The organism is Pseudorhodoplanes sinuspersici, from assembly GCF_002119765.1.
Lineage (GTDB): Bacteria > Pseudomonadota > Alphaproteobacteria > Rhizobiales > Xanthobacteraceae > Pseudorhodoplanes > Pseudorhodoplanes sinuspersici.
Window position 1 is genome coordinate 1,227,726 of sequence record NZ_CP021112.1, and the last position, 18,644, is coordinate 1,246,369.

Consider the following 18,644-nt stretch of genomic DNA (forward strand, 5'->3'; position numbering starts at 1 on the left):
GCGCAAGGCCGGCGTTCATTGAAAGCCACGGCGTATGGGTCCCCGCCTGCGCGGGGACGACCGTTCGCTTGTAGCGGCGTTGTCGCTTAATTCTTCCCCCACACCTCGTCCGCGACCTCGACGATCATCCGCAGCTTGGCCCATTGCTGCTCTTCAGTCAGCGCGTTGCCTTCCTCAGTCGAGGCGAAGCCGCATTGCGGCGACAGGCAGAGCTGATCGAGGTCGATATATTTCGTCGCCTCGTCGATGCGGCGCTTGATGAGATCCTTGCTCTCGAGCTCGCCGGTCTTGGTGGTGACAAGGCCGAGCACGACCTTGCGATCCTTCGGCACCAGCCGCAGCGGCTCGAAGCCGCCGGCGCGCTCGGTGTCGTATTCCATGAAATAGCCGTGCACCTTGATGCGGTCGAACAATACTTCGGCTTCGGCATCGTAACCGCCCGCGCCCATGAAGGTCGATTTGTAGTTGCCGCGGCACAGATGCATGGTGATGGTCATGTCGGACGGAATGTCCGACATCGCCGCGTTGATCAGATCGCCATAGAGCGGACCGAGCTTCTCCGGATCGTCGCCGCGCTTGACCATCTGGTCGCGATATTTCGGATCGCACAGCATGGCGATGAAGACTTCATCAAGCTGGAGATAGCGGCAGCCGGCATCGGCGAAGCTGCGCACTGCCTTTTTGTAGGCATTGCCGAGATCGTCCCAGAAGGCCTCCATCGCCGGATAGGCGTTCTTGTCGATTGGCGTCGGGATCGGCCGACCATAGATCGCGGACGGCGCCGGGATCGTGATCTTCGGCGTGCGTGTCGTATGCGCGGCCAGAAACTTGAAATGCTCGACCATCGGGTGCGGCCCGGCCATGCCGAGCTTGCCGGTCACCGCGACGCCGTCGTTGCGCGTATTCACTGCGGCGAACTTGATGCCGGACTCCATGACGTGCTTTTCAGCGCCGTCCAGGCCCCAGAGAAAATCGAGATGCCACCAGGACCTGCGGAATTCACCATCGGTAATCGATTGCAGCCCGACCTCTTCCTGCTTCTTGATCAGGCGCTCGATCTCGCGATCCTCGACCTCTTTCAATTGCTCGGCCGTGATCTCGCCCTTGGCCTTCTTTGCGCGCGCGTCATGAATGGCCTGCGGCCGCAACAGGCTGCCGACGTGATCAGCACGGAACGGGCCTTTTCGGGTGGTCATGCAATCACTCCCATTCTCTTTCAGTCTTCTTGAAGTCTGGCTCCATTCTCCGTTCATTCCCGCGCAAGCGGGAATCCAGAATGTGTGGCTCTGGGTTCCCGCTTGCGCGGGGACGAACGGATGAGGGATCGCGTCAACGCGATCCCGTCAATTCACCACGCACGATCTTCGTGCCATCGACCATCGCCTTCATCTTGGCGAAGGCCACCTCGCGCGGCAGATATTTCATGCCGCAATCGGGCGCGATGACGAGGCGTTCCGCCGGCACGACCTTCAGCGCCGCACGAATGCGATCAGCGACGGTCTCGGGATGCTCCACCGTCAGGTCGGCGAGATCGATGACGCCAAGAATGATCGTCTTCGACGGCAAGGCCTTCAGCACATCGAGATCGAGTTTCGGCTGCGCCGCTTCGATCGACACCTGCTGCACGCCGCTATTCTCCAGTTCGGACAGGAACGAATAGCCGGTCGGCTTCTCATGCACCACGGCGGCATAGCCGAAGCACAGATGGATGGCGATGGTGCCGCTGACGCCGTCGAGCGCGCGCGCCAGTGTCTTGAGGCCGTATTGCCGCGCCTTTTCCGGATGCTGCTGCATCCACGGCTCATCGATCTGCACGATATCGGCGCCGGCGGCGAACAGATCCTTGATCTCCTCGTTCACCGCGGCGGCGTAGTCCATCGCGACGCCTTCCTCGTCCTTGTAGAAATCGTCCTGCGCCTGTTTGCCCATCGTGAAGGGACCGGGCACGGTCGCCTTGACGGTGCGGTCGGTATTGGCACGCAGGAGCTTTACGTCGCGCACCTCCACCGGATGCATGCGGCGGATCTTGCCGGCGACGCGCGGCACCGGGATCGGCTTGCCGGACCGGTTGATGGTCGTGCCCGGCTGGTCGAGATCGATGCCCTCCAGCGCCGTGGCGAAGCGGTTGGAATAGCTTTCGCGGCGCTGCTCGCCGTCACAGATGATATCGAGACCGGCCCGTTCCTGATCGCGGATCGCCAACAGCGTCGCGTCGTCCTGCGCGGCCTCGAGATGCTCCGGCGCGACGAGCCACAGATCGTGCATGCGCACGCGCGGCACTTGCTTGGACAGCCGCTGGCGGTCGATCAGCCATTCGGGTTGTGGGTAGGAGCCGACTAAACTGGTGGGAAGCAACATGCGATGAAACTCCAAGGATGTTTAGGCCCACATTTGCGCCCACTCGGCCTCTTCATGCAAACAGCGCCGCGCAGGTCTTGCGCGGCGCTGCGTCTTGTCAGCAATCGGCTACCGCAGTTTTTCGAACGGCACGACCGCTTCGCCGGTCGCGAGCTTGGCAGGCGCCACCACCGTCTGCACATCCATTCCGCGGAACTGATCGATATCGTTGCCTTTGATGCCCTTGTACTGGACCTGCATCATGCCGGACTCGGCCCATTCGCCGTTTTTGCCGAACTTGATCGGACCCATGATGGTCGGGATCGTATGGGTCCGAAGATACTTGGCGATCTTGTCGTCGTTGAGGGACTTGGCGCCCTCCACCGCCTTGCCGAGCAGTTCGACATAGGCATAACCCCAGGTGCCGAGATAATAGCCGAGCGGATCGACGCCCGCGGCCTTGGCGCGAGACTGATATTCCTTCAGAAACGCCTCGACTTCGGGATTGAGGAAGTGCTTGGAGGGCACCCAAGTCTCGTAATTGATGATGCCGTTCAGCAATGGACCAAGCTGCGTCTTGAACACCGTTGCCTGCAGCCCGACCATCGCGCCGCCGATCATCTTCGGTTTGAAGCCGATTTCGTTGACGGCGCGCACCATGCCGACCGAGTCAAGCGGATAGGAGCACACCACCACGGCGTCCGGATTGGCCGCCTGGATCGCGCGCACGATCGGCGTGAAGTCCGTCGTCGCTGGCGGATAGGTCCGGTCGTAGACGATCTTCATATTGAACTTCTTGGCATTCTCGCGCGCGCCCTCGCAGGCATTGCGGGAGAATTCCGCATCCGCTGCGACCAGCGCCACTGTGCCGAGCTTGTTCTTCGCCGCGACGTCGAAGAAGCCTTCGGTGAAGGACGGCTTGGTGTTCTGACCCGTCGGGATCATCGAGAAGTATTTCGGGTAATTGAACTCGCTGTTCACCGCGAGGCCGAACAGCGAGATATACACCTTGCCCTTCTGCATGATCACCGGCATCGACGGCGCGATCATGTTGGTCGCATACGGGCCCACCACAAGATCGACCTTGTCGACGTCGAGCAGCTTCGTATAGAGGCCGGGCACCGTCGAAGGATTGGTCTGATCGTCGTAATAGACGAGCTTCACCGGGCGGCCGAGCAGCCCGCCCTTCTTGTTGATCTGGTCTTCCCAGATCTGCATGCCGAGCAGCGCCTGCTTGCCGTTGGCGGCGAGCGGGCCGGTCAACGCCATACCAAACCCGATTTTGATCGGTTCGCCAGACTGAGCCTGCGCCGGCGACCCCAACGCAAAAGCGGCCGTCGCGACAATCGCGGCGGCCATTCCACACACTTTCCGAATGAGAGCCATGTCATCCTCCCAGATTGAACGGCCGACACATCTTCGTATCGGCCGTTGTTTTTTTCGGGCGATTTTTAGTTCTTCGCCTTCTCGTATGGATAGATCAGCTTGCCGGATTCAAAAGCCGGCGGCGCGACAACGACCTGAGTCGACACGTCACGGAACTGGTCAAGGCCGTTGCCCTTGATGTTCTGGAACTGCACGTGCACGACGCGTTCGTCGGCCCATTCACCGGCCTTGCCGAACTTCACGTCACCGACGATGAGCTTGTGGGTGTTGTTGCGGATGTAATCGGCGATCTTGCCCTGATCCAGACTCTTGGTGCCTTCCACGGCCTTGCCGAGCAGCTCGATATAGGCATAGCCGTAGGGCGCCATGTAATAGCCGAGCGGATCGACGCCCTCGGCACCGGCGCGCGCCTGATACTTCTTCAACATTTCGAGTGCGGCCGGCGTCGAAAGCTGCGCCGTCGGCTGCCAGAAGTCATACATGACGACGCCATTCAGCAGCGGACCAAGCTGGGTCTTGAATGTGGTCGCCTGCAGGCCGACCATGCTGCCGCCGAACAGTTTCGGCTTCAGGCCGATTTCATTGGCAGCCCGGATCAGACCGACCGAATCGAGCGGGTAGGAGCCGACGAACACGATATCGGCATTGGCCGCCTGGATGGCACGGACGATCGGCGCATAGTCGGTCGTCGACGGCGGATAGGAGCGGTCGTAGACGATCTTCAAGCCGGCAGCCTTGGCATTGTCGCGCGCACCATCAGCGGCGTTTTTCGAGAATTCCGCGTCGGCGGCAACGATCGCCACCGTCTTCGGTTTCGGGTCTTGCTTCATCGCCAGATCGAAGAAACCGCGCGACAATGCCTTCTTCGGATCCTGACCCGTCGGCATCATCACAAAGAAGCGGTCATAGTTGAATTCGGAATTCACGCCGAGACCGTAGAGACCGATGAAGGTCATCTTCTTCTGCATCATCAGCGGCATCGCCGGCGCGAGCATATTGGTCGCATAGCCGCCGATCACGAGATCGACTTTGTCGACATCGATCAGCTTGGTGTAGAGGCCCGGCACGGTGGATGGATTGGTCTGATCGTCATAATAGACGAGCTTGACCGGACGGCCGAGCAGACCGCCCTTCGCATTGGTGTCCTCTTCCCAGATTTTCATCGCCAGCAACGCCGACTTGCCGTTCGCTGCCAGCGGGCCGGTCAGCGACATTCCGAAGCCGATCCTGATCGGCTCGCCCGTGGGAGTCTGTGCAGAAGCAGCAAATGCCGTCAGTGAAAATGCGACGGCTGCGGCGGCGCCGACAAAGCTCCGCCGTGTAACAAAACCAAACATGCTTTCCTCCAAAAAACGCTCTTTATTCGTTTGTGGAGGGATACTTCCCGATCCCTCCCCCGGCTTCAAGTCTTAAAAAGTCGACGACCGGCCGTCATACCGGACCGGCCCTGCGGCGGGGCGGCTGCACAATCTGGGCGAGCGCCCATCGGCCCACGGGCCTCTTGCCGGAACAGTTCCGGACAGAAGGCAACGATCCGCATTAACGATTCACATTAACGATACCGCACGACTGCAAGAGGTCTCAGCTTTCGGCAGGCGAGGCGACCCGGCCGATGAACCTGAAAAAGGCATGCCATAATGATTCATGAATTCGACGAGATGAAAAGACCGCTGTGGCTGCACATTCTCTGGTGATACGAACGTTGGAGATCATCGAACGTCTTGCCGCAAGTCCGGAGGGGCGGCGACCCAGTTGGAGGGCGCAGCATGAACGGTTCAGGCTTGACACCAACCGGTCGCCTGACCGCCGGTGTTGAGAGAAGGCGACCGCCTTTGGTCGAGGCGACGCCACAAACATTTTCCCGCTACGGCCAAGTGGTCATGCCAATGGAAGACGGGCTTCCCTTTGGTCCCGATGACGCTCAACTTGACCTTTCAAGAGGAACGCCACGATTTTATTCGATGCAATTGTTCAACCGCGGAACCGTCTTTCGTCACATCACGCGGCATCGCCAGGTTACGCAATGCCTGGGGTCGATGCTCGGCACAACGTGGAAGATCGGCGTTGCGGAGGCCGACGATCATAGCGACACGCCCAGGCTGGAAACGATCGCCACGTTCCTGGTCCCTGGCGACCGCTTCATCAAGCTCGATCGGGGCACGTGGCATGCGGGCCCGTACTTCGCCGCGGATTCGGCTCTTTTCTATAATCTGGAGCTGTCCGACACGAACGTGACCGATCACCAGACATGCGACCTTGCCGAAACTTTTGGTGTGGAATTCGAATTCCAGCCGGCGGCGACGGCATAAGACGTCAAGCTCGTATCCGCGAAGCCGTGCACGCAAGTCCGCCAGCGGGCTTGCGTGCCGACCAGGAATGACGCGAGCGCGCTACTTCCCCCACACCTCTTCCGACAGTTCGACAATCTCCCGCATCTTGGCCCATTGCTGGTCCTCGGTGAGGATGTTGCCCTCCTCGGTCGAGGCGAAGCCGCATTGCGGCGACAGGCAGAATTGCTCGAGCGGAGCGAATTTCGTCGCCTCATCGATCCGCCGTTTCACATCGTCCTTTTTCTCCAGCGTACCGCTCTTGGAGGTGATGAGGCCGAGCACCACCTGCTTGTCGCCCTTCGGCAGGAAACGCAGCGGCTCGAAGCCGCCGGCGCGGTCGGTGTCGTATTCGAGGAAATAGCCGTCGAAATTGACCTGGCCCAGCAGCACCTCCGCCACCGGCTCGTAGCCACCCGACGAGATGAAGGTGGAGCGGAAATTGCCGCGGCAGGCATGCATGGTCACCACCATGTCGGCCGGCTTGTCCTTGAGCGCGAGATTAATCATGTCGCGATATTTCTGCTGCAGCCCTTCCGGCTCGTCGCCGCGCTCACGCGATTGTGCGAGCTCCGCCGGCGAACAGAGATAAGCCCAGACCGTATCGTCGAATTGCAGATACCGGCAGCCGGCGTCGTAAAAAGACTGAACGGCCTTGGCATAGGTTTTTGCGGCATCGTGATAAAACTGGTCGAGATCGGGATACACATCCTTGCTCACCCAGCGGCGGCCACCGCGGAAATGCAGCACTGTCGGCGACGGGATGGTCATCTTCGGCACGACATTGGTGTTCGCCTTCAGGAAGCGGAAATGCTCCAGAAACGGATGATCGTCGGGGAAGTCGAGCTTGCTGACCGTACGGATATTCCTCGCCTTGGTCGCCTTGCCGTGAAACTGGATGCCTTCGGTATGCTCGAACAGTTCAACGCCGGTGAGACCGGCGAGAAAGTCGAAATGCCAGAATGACCGCCGGAATTCGCCATCGGTGGCGAGCTTCATGCCGGCGTCTTCCTGCTTCTTGATGAGTTTTTTGATTTCCTCGTCTTCCACCGCCTTCAATTGTGCCGCGGTGATATCGCCCTTCTCGAATTTCGCGCGGGCCTCTTTCAGCGGCTCGGTGCGAAGAAAGCTTCCGACCTGATCGGCGCGGAAAGGCGGTTTGGTTCGTTGCATCGTGCGTTCACTCCCGTTTTTATGTTTGGATTTTCAGATCACCTCACCGTCATTCCGGGACGGCGCATCGCTGGCAAGTTTACGCAGCCAGCGTAAACTTGGCTGCGTGCGCCGGGCCCGGAATCCAGTTCTTACAAAAAACAGCACTGGATTCCGGGCTCGCGGGTTTGCACCCGCGCCCCGGAATGACCGGAGAGAATTTCGCAAGCGTCTTTCTCTCCTCCCTAATACCGCGCCGGCACCGGCTTGCGGATCAGCACCGCACCAGGAACCAGATCACGCGTTCCCTGATTGCGGAATGCCAGTTGCAGATTGCGATGCGCAAGCCGTGCATGTTCGCGCATCAACGATTCAGCTCTTGCCCCTTCACGCTCCTCGATCGCGCGCACCACACAATGATGATGATCCTGCGCGATGGTGAGAATCTGTCTCGCCTCCGGCAGCATGGCCTGCACCATGACAAACCCGCTCGGCGATGCGAAGGGAAGATTCAACGCGCGATCGATCTGTCGCGCAAGCACCGCACTGTCGGCGGCATCGATCAGCAGCGCGTGGAACTGCCCATTCAATCCGACATATTGGGAGAAGTCGTCGACGGTGAGAGTGGGCTGGCCCACCAATTCGTCGAGTTGGGCCAGCCGTTGCTTCATCTCGATCAGCACGGAATTGCGCACGCCGCGTTCGGCCGCAAGCCGTGCCGCGAAACCTTCCAGCGTGCCGCGCATTTCAATCGCATCATGGATGTCGCGCTCGGAGAACGCCTTGACCGCAAAGCCACCGGACGGAATCGCCTCGAGAAATCCTTCTTCTTCGAGACGCACCAGCGCCATGCGGATGGGCGTGCGGGAAATGCCGAGCCGCTCGACCATCGATAATTCTGAGATGCGGTCGCCCGGTTTCAAGTCACCGGACAGGATCAGGTCGCGCAGCGAGAGCTGCGCTTTGACCGTCTGTGAAAAGGATCGCTCGTTCTCTGTCGCCGGAGCCGGCACCGGTGACCTCCTTTTTCATGCCAGGTCCCCTTGAGGTCCCGTGGAATTCATGCTGTATACAATAGAAACAAGACGGCCGGTGTGTCCATCCGGTTTGTCAAGAAACGGACTTAATTCGACCTAGGGAGAGCGGAACCCGCCAAAAGTCATATAGAGATCGTCGCATCTCTGTATACACCCACGTGCAAATTCCGTCGAAATGATCGAAAGCGGGTTTAATCTCCGCTGCGGCCGCCGGATGCCATGTGGACCCATTTTTCGAGAATACCAATCAGTCGGAGGAAGTGACGATGGCTAAGAACCTGGAAGAAAAACTCAAGGCGGCCGGTAATACGGTCGACATGATGCGCAACTCGCAGATCGGCGCCTATGTTTATCCGGTCGTTGCGCCCGAATTCACCAACTGGCGCGACGAGCAACGCGCGTGGCGCGACACCTGCGTCCTGTTCGATCAGTCACACCACATGGTGAACCTGTTCGTGCGCGGCAAGGATGCGGTGAAACTGCTCTCCTACCTCTCGACCAACTCGTTCAAGAATTTCACCATCGACAAGGCAAAGCAATTCGCGCCCGTCACACCGTATGGCCATGTGATCGGCGATGGCATCCTGTTCTATCTCGCCGAAAACGAACTCGTCTATGTCGGCCGCAACCCGGCCGCGAACTGGATCGAATTCCACGCCAAGACCGGCGGCTATGACGTCGAGACCCAATACGACGACCGTTCGCCGTCGCGTCCGATGGGTAAGCCTGTCACGCGCAGCTTCTATCGCTATCAGATCCAGGGCCCGAACGCCCAGGACGTGATCAAGAAGCTGACCGGCGGCACCTTCCCGGACATCAAGTTCTTCAACATGGGCTATGTGACGATGGCCGGCCGCAAGATCCGCGCGCTGCGTCATGGCATGGCCGGTGCGCCAGGCCTCGAAATCTGGGGCCCTTACGAAGAGGGCGACGAAGTCCGCAACGCCATCCTCGAAGCCGGCAAGGATTTCGGCATCGTGCCGGTCGGCTCGCGCGCTTACGCCACCAATACGCTGGAATCGGGCTGGATCCCCTCGCCGGTTCCGGCGATCTATACCGGCGACAAGCTGAAGGCCTATCGCGAGTGGCTGCCGGCCACGAGCTATGAAGCCGTTGCCGGCCTCGGCGGCTCGTTCGTGTCGAAGAACATCGAGGACTATTACACCTCGCCATACGAGCTCGGCTACAACACCTTCACCAAGTTCGACCACGACTTCATCGGCTCCGATGCCCTGAAGGCGATGGAAGGCAAGAACAATCGCAAGAAGGTGACGTTCGCCTGGGACAACGACGATGTGAACCGCATCAATGCGTCGATGTTCGCGCCCGCCGGCGAGAACTACAAGTTCATCGATCTGCCGCTGTCGAATTATGCCTCCTCGTCCTATGACACGATCATGGCGAAGGGCGGCAAGATGGTCGGCGCCTCGATGTTCTCCGGCTACTCGTTCAACGAGCGCAAGATGCTGTCGCTCGGCTGGGTCGAGGAAGAATTCGCAAAGCCAGGCACCGAACTGACCCTCGTCTGGGGCGAAGAGAACGGCGGCACCAAGAAGACCACCGTCGAGCGCCACAAGCAGACCGAGATCAAGGTCGTTGTCGGCCCGACGCCATATGCCGCAGAAGTGCGCGAAGGCTACGAAGGCAAGTGGCGTCATCAGGCCGCTTGATGCCGGCGTAATCGTCGACGCCAACAGGCTGCGAAAAGGAGAAAGCCCCCGTGCGATGCACGGGGGCTTTTTCATTGTGTTTTTTGATCGGAGTCATTCAAAAAATACAGTCGCCCCCGCGAAAGCGGAAGGCCATATTCCAGAACCGTGGTGCCGCTTCGCGGGCACGGCAGCGGATAAGCAAGCTGATGACAGACGCCACTAAGCCAACCGCGCCACTCGCTATCAACGCGAAAGACGCCCCGCCGCGCAGCAAGCCATCGAACTATCCCGAGCCCTTCTTCAGCCGCATGTTAAAGCGCGAGAAGCGGCCGCTCGGCGACCTGTTCGGACTGAAGAATTTCGGCGTCAATCTGACAAAGCTCGCGCCGGGCGGCGAGTCGGCGCTGCTGCACCGGCACAGCAAGCAGGACGAATTCGTCTACATTCTCGAAGGCGAACCGACACTCGTGACCGACCAGGGCGAAGTGCAGCTTTCACCCGGCCTATGCGCCGGCTTTCCGGCCGCCGGTCTCGCGCATCATCTGGTCAATCGAACGAACCGCGATGTAATCTATCTCGAAATTGGCGACCGTACGCCCGGCGACGAGGGCAGCTATCCGAACGATGATATCAAGGCCGTGCTGGGTCCGGACGGCAAGTGGATCTTTGCGCATAAGGACGGGCGAGCATATTGAGGGGCATCAACTGCGTAGGGTGGGTTAGCCGAAGGCGTAACCCACCGCTGTGCAGATGGTGGGTTACGCTGACGCTAACCCACCCTACGCCTTCAATGAAACAGACTCACACGTCGAAAAACACCGTTTCCTTGTCGCCCTGCATATGGATGTCGAAGCGATAGGTCGAACCGTTTTTCTTCGCGATCAGCGTGTCGCGGCGATCGGCCGGCACCAGCGCCAGGATCGGGTCATTCCCATTGGCGGCTTCGCCGTCGAAATACAGGCGCGTATAGACCTGACGCAGCATGCCGCGACCGAAGATGCAGACCACGACATGCGGCGCCTGCATCGTGCCGTTCGGGCCGGCGACCGGGCCGGGCTTCACGGTGTCGAACGAGAACACGCCGTCCTTGTCGCAGGCCGATCGGCCGTGGCCTTTGAACGCGGCGTTGGAGAGATTGCGGCTGCCCGGTTCGTTGGAATAGCGGCCCTGCCCGTCGGCCTGCCAGATTTCCAGCATCGCGTCGGGGATCGGCTTGCCGTCGCCGTCATAGATGCCGCCTTCAATGCGAATGCGATCGCCGATGACATCGGCGGTGATCAGATTGTCGCCGATCGTTTCCTTCCAGGCATAATGACCGTTCGGGTCCCATTTGGCGCGGCCCTTCGGCGTCAGGCCATAGGCATAGAACGGGCCGACGGTCTGGGATGGGGTGAGTTCAGACATCAGTGCATATCCTCAGGAGTCTTGTCGCGGCCGCGCAGAACGATATCGAAGCGGAAGCAGAGCGCCCAGTCCGGAATGGTGTTTTCAAGATCGAAGGTCGAGACCATGCGGGCACGATCGCGCTCGTCGGTCACCGAATTGAAGATCGGATCGAACGGGAACAGATAATCGCCCGGGAAATACATCTGCGTGACGAGACGCGACAGGAACGAATGCCCGAACACCGAGAAGTGGATGTGGTTCGGCCGCCAGGCATTGTAATGGTTGCCCCACGGATAGGCGCCCGGCTTGATGGTGATGAATTTGTAATAGCCGTTCTTGTCGGTGACGGTGCGGCCCGCGCCGGTGAAATTCGGATCGAGCGGCGCCGGATGCTGGTCGACCAGATGCACATAGCGGCCGCAGGCATTGGCCTGCCACAGCTCGACCAGTGAATCGGCGACCGGGCGCTTGTCTTCATCGAGCACATAGCCATGCACGATGATGCGTTCGCCGAGCGGCTCGCCGGGAAACTGCTTGGTCAGATCGTTGTCGTTTTCCTCGATGGCATTGTGGCCGTAGATCGGCCCGGTCATCTCCGACAAGGTATGCGGCATCAGGATCAGCGGCTTGGTCGGCGAGCGCTTCACCGTGCTCTTGTAGTCCGGCGTCAAATGCTTCGGGTAAGCGCTGAGGCCGTCCCGCGGGTAGATCAAAGACATCTTGTTCGTTTCCCTTTTTAGTCATTCCGGGACGCTGCGAAGTAGCGGACCCGGAATCCAGATAAATACTCACCCCTCACTGGATTCCGGGTTCGCTCGCCTTGCTCGCGCCCCGGAATGACAGCAGATCTCAAACCCGTTCGAGCGCGAGCGAAACGCCCTGCCCGACGCCGACGCACATCGTCGCCAGCGCTTTCTTGCCGCCGCGCTTTTCCAGCCCGTGCGCCGCTGTCATCGCCAGCCGCGCGCCGGACATGCCGAGCGGATGGCCGAGCGCGATCGCACCGCCATGCGGATTGACGTGCTCGGCATCGTCGGGAAGCCCGAGCTGCCGCATCACAGCCAGACCTTGCGAGGCGAAGGCTTCGTTGAGCTCGATCAGATCGAAATCGGAAATCTTCAGGCCGAGCCGCTCCATCAGCTTGCGCGTCGACGGCACCGGACCGATGCCCATGATGCGCGGCGGCACGCCAGCTGAGGCGAGACCAAGAATGCGCGCACGCGGCGTCAGGCCATGCTTCTTGATCGCCGCTTCGGAGGCGAGGATCATCGCCGCCGCGCCGTCATTGACGCCCGACGCATTGCCGGCGGTGACCGAGCCGTTCTCGCGGAACGGCGTCTTCAACTTTGACAAAGCCTCGAGCGTCGTATCAGCGCGGATGTGCTCGTCCTTGTCGAACACCGTCACTTCGCCTCTTTTCTTACCCGGCACGTCGACCGGAATGATCTCTTCGGCGAAATAGCCGGCCGCTTGTGCGGCGCCCGCGCGCTGCTGCGAGCGCAGCGCGAACAAATCCTGATCGGCACGGGTCACCTGGAAATCCTCGGCGACATTTTCGCCCGTCTCCGGCATCGAATCGACGCCGTATTGCTTCTTCATCAGCGGGTTGATGAAACGCCAGCCGATCGTCGTGTCGAAGATCTCGGCCGAGCGCGAGAAAGCCTCAGTTGCCTTGCCCTGCACGAAGGGCGCGCGCGTCATCGATTCGACGCCGCCGGCAATGGCGAAATCGATCTCGCCGGCGCGGATGCCGCGGGCCGCATCGCCGACCGCATTGAGGCCTGACGCGCAGAGACGATTTACGGTGATGCCCGGAACAGTCTCCGGTACGCCAGCCAGCAGCAGCGCCATGCGCGCGACGTTGCGGTTGTCTTCGCCGGCCTGGTTGGCGCAGCCGAAGATCACTTCGTCGAGCGCCGCCCAGTCAATATTCGGATTGCGCTTCATCAGCGCCTTGATCGGCGCTGCGGCAAGGTCGTCGGTCCGCACCTTGGACAGCGAGCCGCCGTACCGGCCAATGGGAGTCCGGGCCGCGTCGCACAGAAAAACGTCACGCATCTTGATATGCCTTTCTTCCAACCTCCCAGAACGAGGAGGCAGAAACCCTTCGCTTCATATGGTGGCGCGCTAAGCCGCCTCGCCGTGGGCCCGCGCAGTCCGGGCATGCAATTCGCGCAAGACAGTCAGTTCCTTTTCAGTCGGCGCCGGCGTCTCCGCGACCTCGTCCGCGTATTTCACGGTCCAGCCGGTCGCATCCTGGATCTGCTCACGCGTGACGCCCGGATGAATCGATGTCACCGTCATTTCCTTGGTGACGGGATCGGGCTCGAACACGCACAGATCAGTGACGAGCTTGGTCGGGCCTTTGGTCTTCACACCAAGGCGCTCGCGATGATCGCCGCCCTCGCCATAGCCAAGCGAGGTGACGAAATCGAGCTTCTCGACGAACGAGCGTTTGCCCTGCGCCATGATGATGAAGATCTCGCCGCAGCTCGTCGCGATCTCCGGCGCGCCGCCGCCACCCGGCAGACGCACCTTCGGCTTGTCGTAAGGACCGACAACCGTTGTGTTGAGATTGGCGTATTTGTCGATCTGCGCGCCGCCGAGAAAGCCGACGGTGATGCGGCCGCCCTGCAGCCAGTAGCGAAACATCTCCGGCACCGACACCGTGGTCAGCGCGGTCTCGCACAACTCGCCGTCACCGATCGAAAGCGGCAGCACGGTCGGTTTGGTCGCCAGCGTGCCGGATTCGTAGATCAGCGTGATGTCCGGCGCATGGGTCAGGCGCGCGAGATTGGCGGCGGCCGACGGCATGCCGATGCCGACGAAGGTCACGTCGCTGTTCCTGAGCGCGCGCGCCGCGGCGATGGTCATCATTTCATTGGGCTTGTAATTCATCGCACTCACTCCGCTGCCGTCCGCAGGCCTTCGACATGACGGGCGAAATCCTCAGGCGTCTTGTTGAGGACATTCTCCTTCATCCAGGCGAGGAACGTGTCGCGCTCGCGCGCGATGCCGTCCCATTGCTTGTAGAAAGCGTTGAAGCGCTTGTAATAGCCCTGCGCATAGGACGGGAACGCGCCACCCGGCACGACCGCAATCGCGCCCAGCGCCCAGCTTGGGATGATCACCGCGTTGAGATTGCGCGGACCGAAATCGTCGACGATCTCTTCCACCGTCACGATCGACTTCTTCGCCGCCAGCACGGCTTCCTTCTGCACGCCGAGAATGCCTTCAAGAAGGACATTGCCTTCCTTGTCGGCGCGCAGCGCGTGGATCACCGCAACGTCGGGACGATGTGCCGGAACGGTCGCAAGTCGCTCGCCGGTGTAAGGACAGTCGATGAACTTGATCGCCGGATTCACCTTCGGCAGATCGGTGCCGATGTAACCGCGAAATACGGTAAACGGCAGACCGGCCGCGCCGGCCGCGTAGGCGTTGGCCATCGCTGCATGCGAATGCTCGACGATCTCGAGCTTGTTCGGCCAGCCCTTCTCGACCGCATCGCGCAGGCGATGCAGCGAACCGACGCCGGGATTGCCGCCCCAGGAGAAGATGAGCTTGTCGGCGCAGCCCATGCCGATCATCTGATCGTAGATCAGATCCGGGGTCATGCGCAGAAGCGTCAGATGCTTCTTGCCCTGGCGGATGATTTCGTGGCCCGCGGCATGCGGGATCAGGTGAGTGAAGCCTTCCATCGCAACCGTATCGCCATCCTTGATGGTCGATTGCACGGCTTCGGCGAGCGACATAACACGCGACATATCAGCGGATTCCTCGTGCGCAGACCTACGCACAAATATTTTCATTTTTCAATTTACGGAGCCGGTCTGGAGGGCTCAAATGCCAGCGAATCCCGCTCAAGTCCAATACTTTACGGCATGCATGCCATGACCCTGATCTCCTCAGAACCGATCCTTCGCATTACCGCCGAACTGGCCGATATCCTGCATTTTGGGAAGACGCCCATCGGCGAACGGCGGGTCATCAACATCCTGGGTGGCACGGTCGAAGGCCCGAAATTGACGGGCAAAATTTTACCCGGCGGCGCCGACTGGCAATTCATCCGGGCGGATGGCGCAGCCCATGTCGAGGCGCGCTATACGATCGAGAGCGATACTGGCGCCTATATTCTGGTCAGCAGCGAGGGTGTCCGGCACGGGCCGCCCGACGTGCTGGCACGATTGTTGACCGGCGAAACCGTCGACCCGTCGCTTTATTATTTCCGCACTGCAATGCGATTTGAAACTGGCGACCAAACGCTCGACTGGATGAATCGCGTGATCGCGATTGCCCGTGGGCAGCGGGAAAGAAATGCCGTCAAGCTTGATGTTTATGAGGTTTTGTAAGCAAGCCACGTGCTCGATCACCCTCCCCTGGAGGGGGAGGGTCGGCGCGCATGGAACACAAGTGAGATGCGCGACGGGGTGGGGTGACCCTTCGGGGCAAATCATGTGCGCCACTCACCCCACCCCGCTCACCCGTCGCTTCGCTCCGGCGAGCGACCCTCCCCCTCCAGGGGAGGGTAAAGCTCCATACCTGCAAGGATGGGGCTTGACCCGGGCCGTCATTTCGGGAATTTGTTGTCAAAGACAACAATTATCCGGCTGGCCGGCCAGGCCAGCCTCGTAGGGACCAATGCCAAGGATCAAGCTCGATATTCCCGGCCTTCCGACGGCCGTCACCGCCGAACGTGACGGCGATATCGGCTTTCTAAAGCTGTCGCGGCCGGAAAAGCGCAACGCGCTCAACGATACGCTGGTCAACGGTATCGAGACCTATTTCGCCGGGCTGCCGGAGGATATCCGGGCGGTCGTCCTGTATGGCGAAGGCGATCATTTTTCGGCCGGGCTCGATCTTTCGGAACTGACGGTGCGCAACACCGTCGAGTCGGTGCATCACTCACGCAACTGGCATCGCGTGTTCGATCTGTTTGAATTCGGCAAGGTGCCGGTGATCGCCGTGCTGCATGGCGCAGTTGTCGGCGGCGGGCTCGAAATCGCCGCGGCCTGCCATGTCCGGGTGTCGGAAAAGTCGGCCTATTATGCGCTGCCGGAAGGTGTGCGCGGCATCTATGTCGGCGGCGGCGGTTCGGTGCGCATTCCGCGGCTGATCGGCGCATCGCGAATGATGGACATGATGCTGACCGGCCGCACCTATGGCGCCGAGGAAGGCCTTGCGCTCGGGCTGTCGCATTATCTTGTCGAGAATGGCGCCGGCCTCGACAAAGGCATCGAACTTGCGCAGCGCGTTGCGGCGAATACGCGCATGACCAATTATGCCGTGATGCATGCGCTACCGCGCATCGCCGATATCGACCGGCCCGGCGGCTATATGATGGAATCGTTGATGGCCGCGATTGCGTCCGGAAGCGACGAGGCTCAATCGCGCCTGAAGGACTTTTTGGAAAAACGAGCGCCGAAAGCCCTGCACAACAAGGGCTGACAAAAAAATAATGGCGCCGAACAGGGTGGAAACAAATGGCGGATGCACTGCGCCAAGCCGATCCCGCGTCTGCGGCCCCGTATCGCAAGGTACGGCTGGAACAGCCTGACCTTGAGGTCACGCACCGGGCTGACGGCTCAATTCTGCTGAAACCTCTCCAGCCGCTCGGGCCCTATCCCGATCGCCTGACGGATCGCCTGGTTTACTGGGCACAGAAGACGCCGGACGTGACGCTGTTTGCGGGCCGTGACGCGGACGGCGGCTGGCGCAGAATCTCATACGCGCAGGCATTGAATACCGCGCGCAGCATCGGCGAAGCGTTGCTCGATCGCAATCTCTCGGCGGAACGGCCGGTCGTGATCCTGTCCGGCAACGACCTCGAACATGCGATGATCGGCCTTGCGTGTCTCTATGCCGGCATCGCCTATGCACCCATCTCGCCGGCCTATTCGCTGGTCTCGACCGATTTCGGCAAGCTCAAGCACATCTTCAATCTGCTGACGCCGGGGCTTGTTTTCGCCTCGGACGGCCAGGCTTTCGCGCGCGCGATCGAGACAGTGGTGCCGCAGGATGTCGAACTCGTGGTGACGCGCAATGCGCCGTCATCGCGTCCGGCGCTCACCTTCGAACAACTGGCGAAAACGCCGCCGACACCGCGCATCGACGAGGCCCATCTCAGCGTTGGCCCCGGCACGATCGCGAAATTCCTGTTCACCTCCGGCTCGACCGGCCAGCCCAAAGGCGTGATCAATACCCAGCGCATGATGTGCTCGAACCAGGTCGCGATGGTGTCGCGCCTGGCCTGCTTCCAGGATGAGCCGCCGGTGACGCTGGACTGGGCGCCCTGGCATCACACCGCCGGCGGCAATCACGATGTCGGTCTGATCCTCTATAACGGCGGCACCTTCTATATCGACGAAGGCAAGCCGCTGCCGGGCGCGATCGACATCACCGTGCGCAACCTGAAAGAGGTCGCACCGACTTTCTATTTCAATGTACCGAAAGGCTTCGAAGCCTTGCTGCCGTTCCTGCGCAGCGATGCGCAGCTTCGCCAGAACTTCTTCAGCCGGCTGAAAGTGCTGTGGTTCGCAGGCGCAGCGTTGTCGCAGCCGGTTTTCGACGAGATGCAGGATCTGGCGCTGCAGACCATCGGCGAGCGCATTCATTTCCTGACCGGCTTCGGATCGACCGAGACCGCGCCCGGCGTATTCGCGCGCACGCAGCCAGCGGCGAATTCCACCAATATGGGCGTGCTGGTTCCCGGCAGCGATCTGAAGCTCGTGCCGGTCGACGGCAAGCTCGAAGCGCGGGTGAAGGGACCGAACATCACGCCGGGCTATTGGCGACAGCCGGACCTGACGGCGAAGGCGTTCGACGAGGAAGGCTTCTACAAGCTCGGCGATGCCTTCAAGTTCGATGATCCGTCCGACCCGTCGAAGGGTTTGCTGTTCGATGGCCGCGTTGCTGAAGACTTCAAGCTTGCCACCGGCACATGGGTCAGCGTCGGCCCGCTGCGCGCCAAGCTGATCGATGCCCTCGCACCCTATGTCCGCGACGTCGTCATTGCCGGCGCCGACCGTGACGATATCCGCATTCTCGTGTTCCCGAATATCGATGCCTGCCGCCAATTAGCCGGCCTGCCGCAGGACGCGCCTCTTGAGGACGTGCTGACGCACGATAATGTGCGCCAGCAATTGCAGAGTGTCTTGTCCGACCTCGCCAAGAAAAGCACCGGCAGTTCAAACCGCGTCTGCCGCGCGCTGCTGATGAGCGAGCCGCCATCGCTCGATGCCGGCGAAATGACGGACAAGGGCTCGATCAATCAGCGCGCGGTGCTGACGCGAAGAGCCAGGCTGGTCGAGGAGCTTTATGGGCCGGTATCGGCGCCGCACATCATCGACGTCACAACCGGACAATAACTT

Annotated in this window: 17 protein-coding genes; 6 read left to right on the top strand and 11 right to left on the bottom strand. The window is 60.7% G+C overall.

The annotated features are described in order from the left end of the window. Window positions 1-86 precede the first annotated feature (86 nt). From CAK95_RS06110 to CAK95_RS06125, 4 genes are all read right to left on the bottom strand, one after another. On the bottom strand, window positions 87-1,196 hold the full coding sequence (locus CAK95_RS06110; RefSeq protein ID WP_086087122.1) for a 5-methyltetrahydropteroyltriglutamate--homocysteine S-methyltransferase: 1,110 nt from the start codon (window positions 1,194-1,196) through the stop codon (window positions 87-89). A 133-nt stretch (window positions 1,197-1,329) separates the two neighbouring features. Then, window positions 1,330-2,358 carry a uroporphyrinogen decarboxylase family protein gene (locus tag CAK95_RS06115; RefSeq protein WP_086087123.1) on the bottom strand — a complete coding sequence of 343 codons (1,029 nt, stop codon included), beginning with the start codon at window positions 2,356-2,358 and terminating at the stop codon, window positions 1,330-1,332. Between the two features lie 108 nt (window positions 2,359-2,466). Then, window positions 2,467-3,723: an amino acid ABC transporter substrate-binding protein gene (locus CAK95_RS06120; protein ID WP_086087124.1), complete on the bottom strand. Its 1,257-nt coding sequence runs from the start codon at window positions 3,721-3,723 to the stop codon at window positions 2,467-2,469. Window positions 3,724-3,788: 65 nt separating this feature from the next. Further along, a complete protein-coding gene (locus tag CAK95_RS06125) occupies window positions 3,789-5,060 on the bottom strand; it encodes an amino acid ABC transporter substrate-binding protein (protein ID WP_086087125.1) in 1,272 nt (423 codons plus the stop codon). Between the two features lie 429 nt (window positions 5,061-5,489). Here CAK95_RS06125 and CAK95_RS06130 point away from each other — a divergent pair, with 429 nt between their 5' ends. After that, the gene (locus tag CAK95_RS06130) at window positions 5,490-6,032 is read left to right on the top strand and encodes an ureidoglycolate lyase (protein ID WP_120265426.1); all 543 of its coding nucleotides are present in this window, start codon (window positions 5,490-5,492) and stop codon (window positions 6,030-6,032) included. Between the two features lie 81 nt (window positions 6,033-6,113). Here CAK95_RS06130 and CAK95_RS06135 read toward each other — a convergent pair whose 3' ends face one another. Beyond that, window positions 6,114-7,223 (bottom strand): cobalamin-independent methionine synthase II family protein, encoded by a 1,110-nt coding sequence (locus CAK95_RS06135; protein ID WP_086087126.1) that lies wholly within the window; start codon window positions 7,221-7,223, stop codon window positions 6,114-6,116. Window positions 7,224-7,447: 224 nt separating this feature from the next. Next, complete coding sequence (locus CAK95_RS06140; protein ID WP_086087127.1) at window positions 7,448-8,215, bottom strand: GntR family transcriptional regulator; 768 nt, start codon at window positions 8,213-8,215, stop codon at window positions 7,448-7,450. Window positions 8,216-8,505: 290 nt separating this feature from the next. Between CAK95_RS06140 and ligM the strand changes: the two genes are divergently transcribed. Continuing rightward, entirely contained in the window at window positions 8,506-9,909 is a 1,404-nt protein-coding gene (gene ligM, locus CAK95_RS06145; protein ID WP_086091224.1) for a vanillate/3-O-methylgallate O-demethylase, read from the top strand. 188 nt (window positions 9,910-10,097) lie between these two features. Continuing rightward, entirely contained in the window at window positions 10,098-10,586 is a 489-nt protein-coding gene (locus CAK95_RS06150; protein WP_086087128.1) for a cupin domain-containing protein, read from the top strand. Between the two features lie 106 nt (window positions 10,587-10,692). On the opposite strand, the gene pcaG is transcribed toward CAK95_RS06150, so the two are convergent. The 5 genes from pcaG to CAK95_RS06175 all read right to left on the bottom strand — a co-directional run bounded on the left by pcaG (window position 10,693) and on the right by CAK95_RS06175 (window position 15,041). After that, the gene (gene pcaG, locus CAK95_RS06155) at window positions 10,693-11,295 is read right to left on the bottom strand and encodes a protocatechuate 3,4-dioxygenase subunit alpha (protein ID WP_086087129.1); all 603 of its coding nucleotides are present in this window, start codon (window positions 11,293-11,295) and stop codon (window positions 10,693-10,695) included. Then, window positions 11,295-11,996 carry a protocatechuate 3,4-dioxygenase subunit beta gene (gene pcaH, locus CAK95_RS06160; RefSeq protein WP_086087130.1) on the bottom strand — a complete coding sequence of 234 codons (702 nt, stop codon included), beginning with the start codon at window positions 11,994-11,996 and terminating at the stop codon, window positions 11,295-11,297. The genes pcaG and pcaH overlap by 1 nt, the downstream gene beginning before the upstream one ends. A gap of 130 nt (window positions 11,997-12,126) precedes the next feature. After that, a complete protein-coding gene (gene pcaF, locus CAK95_RS06165) occupies window positions 12,127-13,335 on the bottom strand; it encodes a 3-oxoadipyl-CoA thiolase (protein ID WP_086087131.1) in 1,209 nt (402 codons plus the stop codon). Window positions 13,336-13,404: 69 nt separating this feature from the next. After that, window positions 13,405-14,175, bottom strand: coding sequence for a CoA-transferase subunit beta (locus tag CAK95_RS06170; RefSeq protein WP_086087132.1), 771 nt, complete (start codon window positions 14,173-14,175; stop codon window positions 13,405-13,407). 5 nt (window positions 14,176-14,180) lie between these two features. Further along, the gene (locus tag CAK95_RS06175) at window positions 14,181-15,041 is read right to left on the bottom strand and encodes a CoA transferase subunit A (protein ID WP_086087133.1); all 861 of its coding nucleotides are present in this window, start codon (window positions 15,039-15,041) and stop codon (window positions 14,181-14,183) included. Here CAK95_RS06175 and CAK95_RS06180 point away from each other — a divergent pair. The 3 genes from CAK95_RS06180 to CAK95_RS06190 all read left to right on the top strand — a co-directional run bounded on the left by CAK95_RS06180 (window position 15,006) and on the right by CAK95_RS06190 (window position 18,641). Then, window positions 15,006-15,626 (top strand): DUF3237 domain-containing protein, encoded by a 621-nt coding sequence (locus CAK95_RS06180; protein ID WP_198343811.1) that lies wholly within the window; start codon window positions 15,006-15,008, stop codon window positions 15,624-15,626. The two genes, CAK95_RS06175 and CAK95_RS06180, sit on opposite strands and share 36 nt — an antisense overlap. 289 nt (window positions 15,627-15,915) lie before the next feature. Further along, the gene (locus CAK95_RS06185; RefSeq protein ID WP_086087134.1) at window positions 15,916-16,722 is read left to right on the top strand and encodes a crotonase/enoyl-CoA hydratase family protein; all 807 of its coding nucleotides are present in this window, start codon (window positions 15,916-15,918) and stop codon (window positions 16,720-16,722) included. Window positions 16,723-16,757: 35 nt separating this feature from the next. Then, window positions 16,758-18,641 (top strand): feruloyl-CoA synthase, encoded by a 1,884-nt coding sequence (locus CAK95_RS06190; protein WP_086087135.1) that lies wholly within the window; start codon window positions 16,758-16,760, stop codon window positions 18,639-18,641. Window positions 18,642-18,644 lie beyond the last annotated feature (3 nt).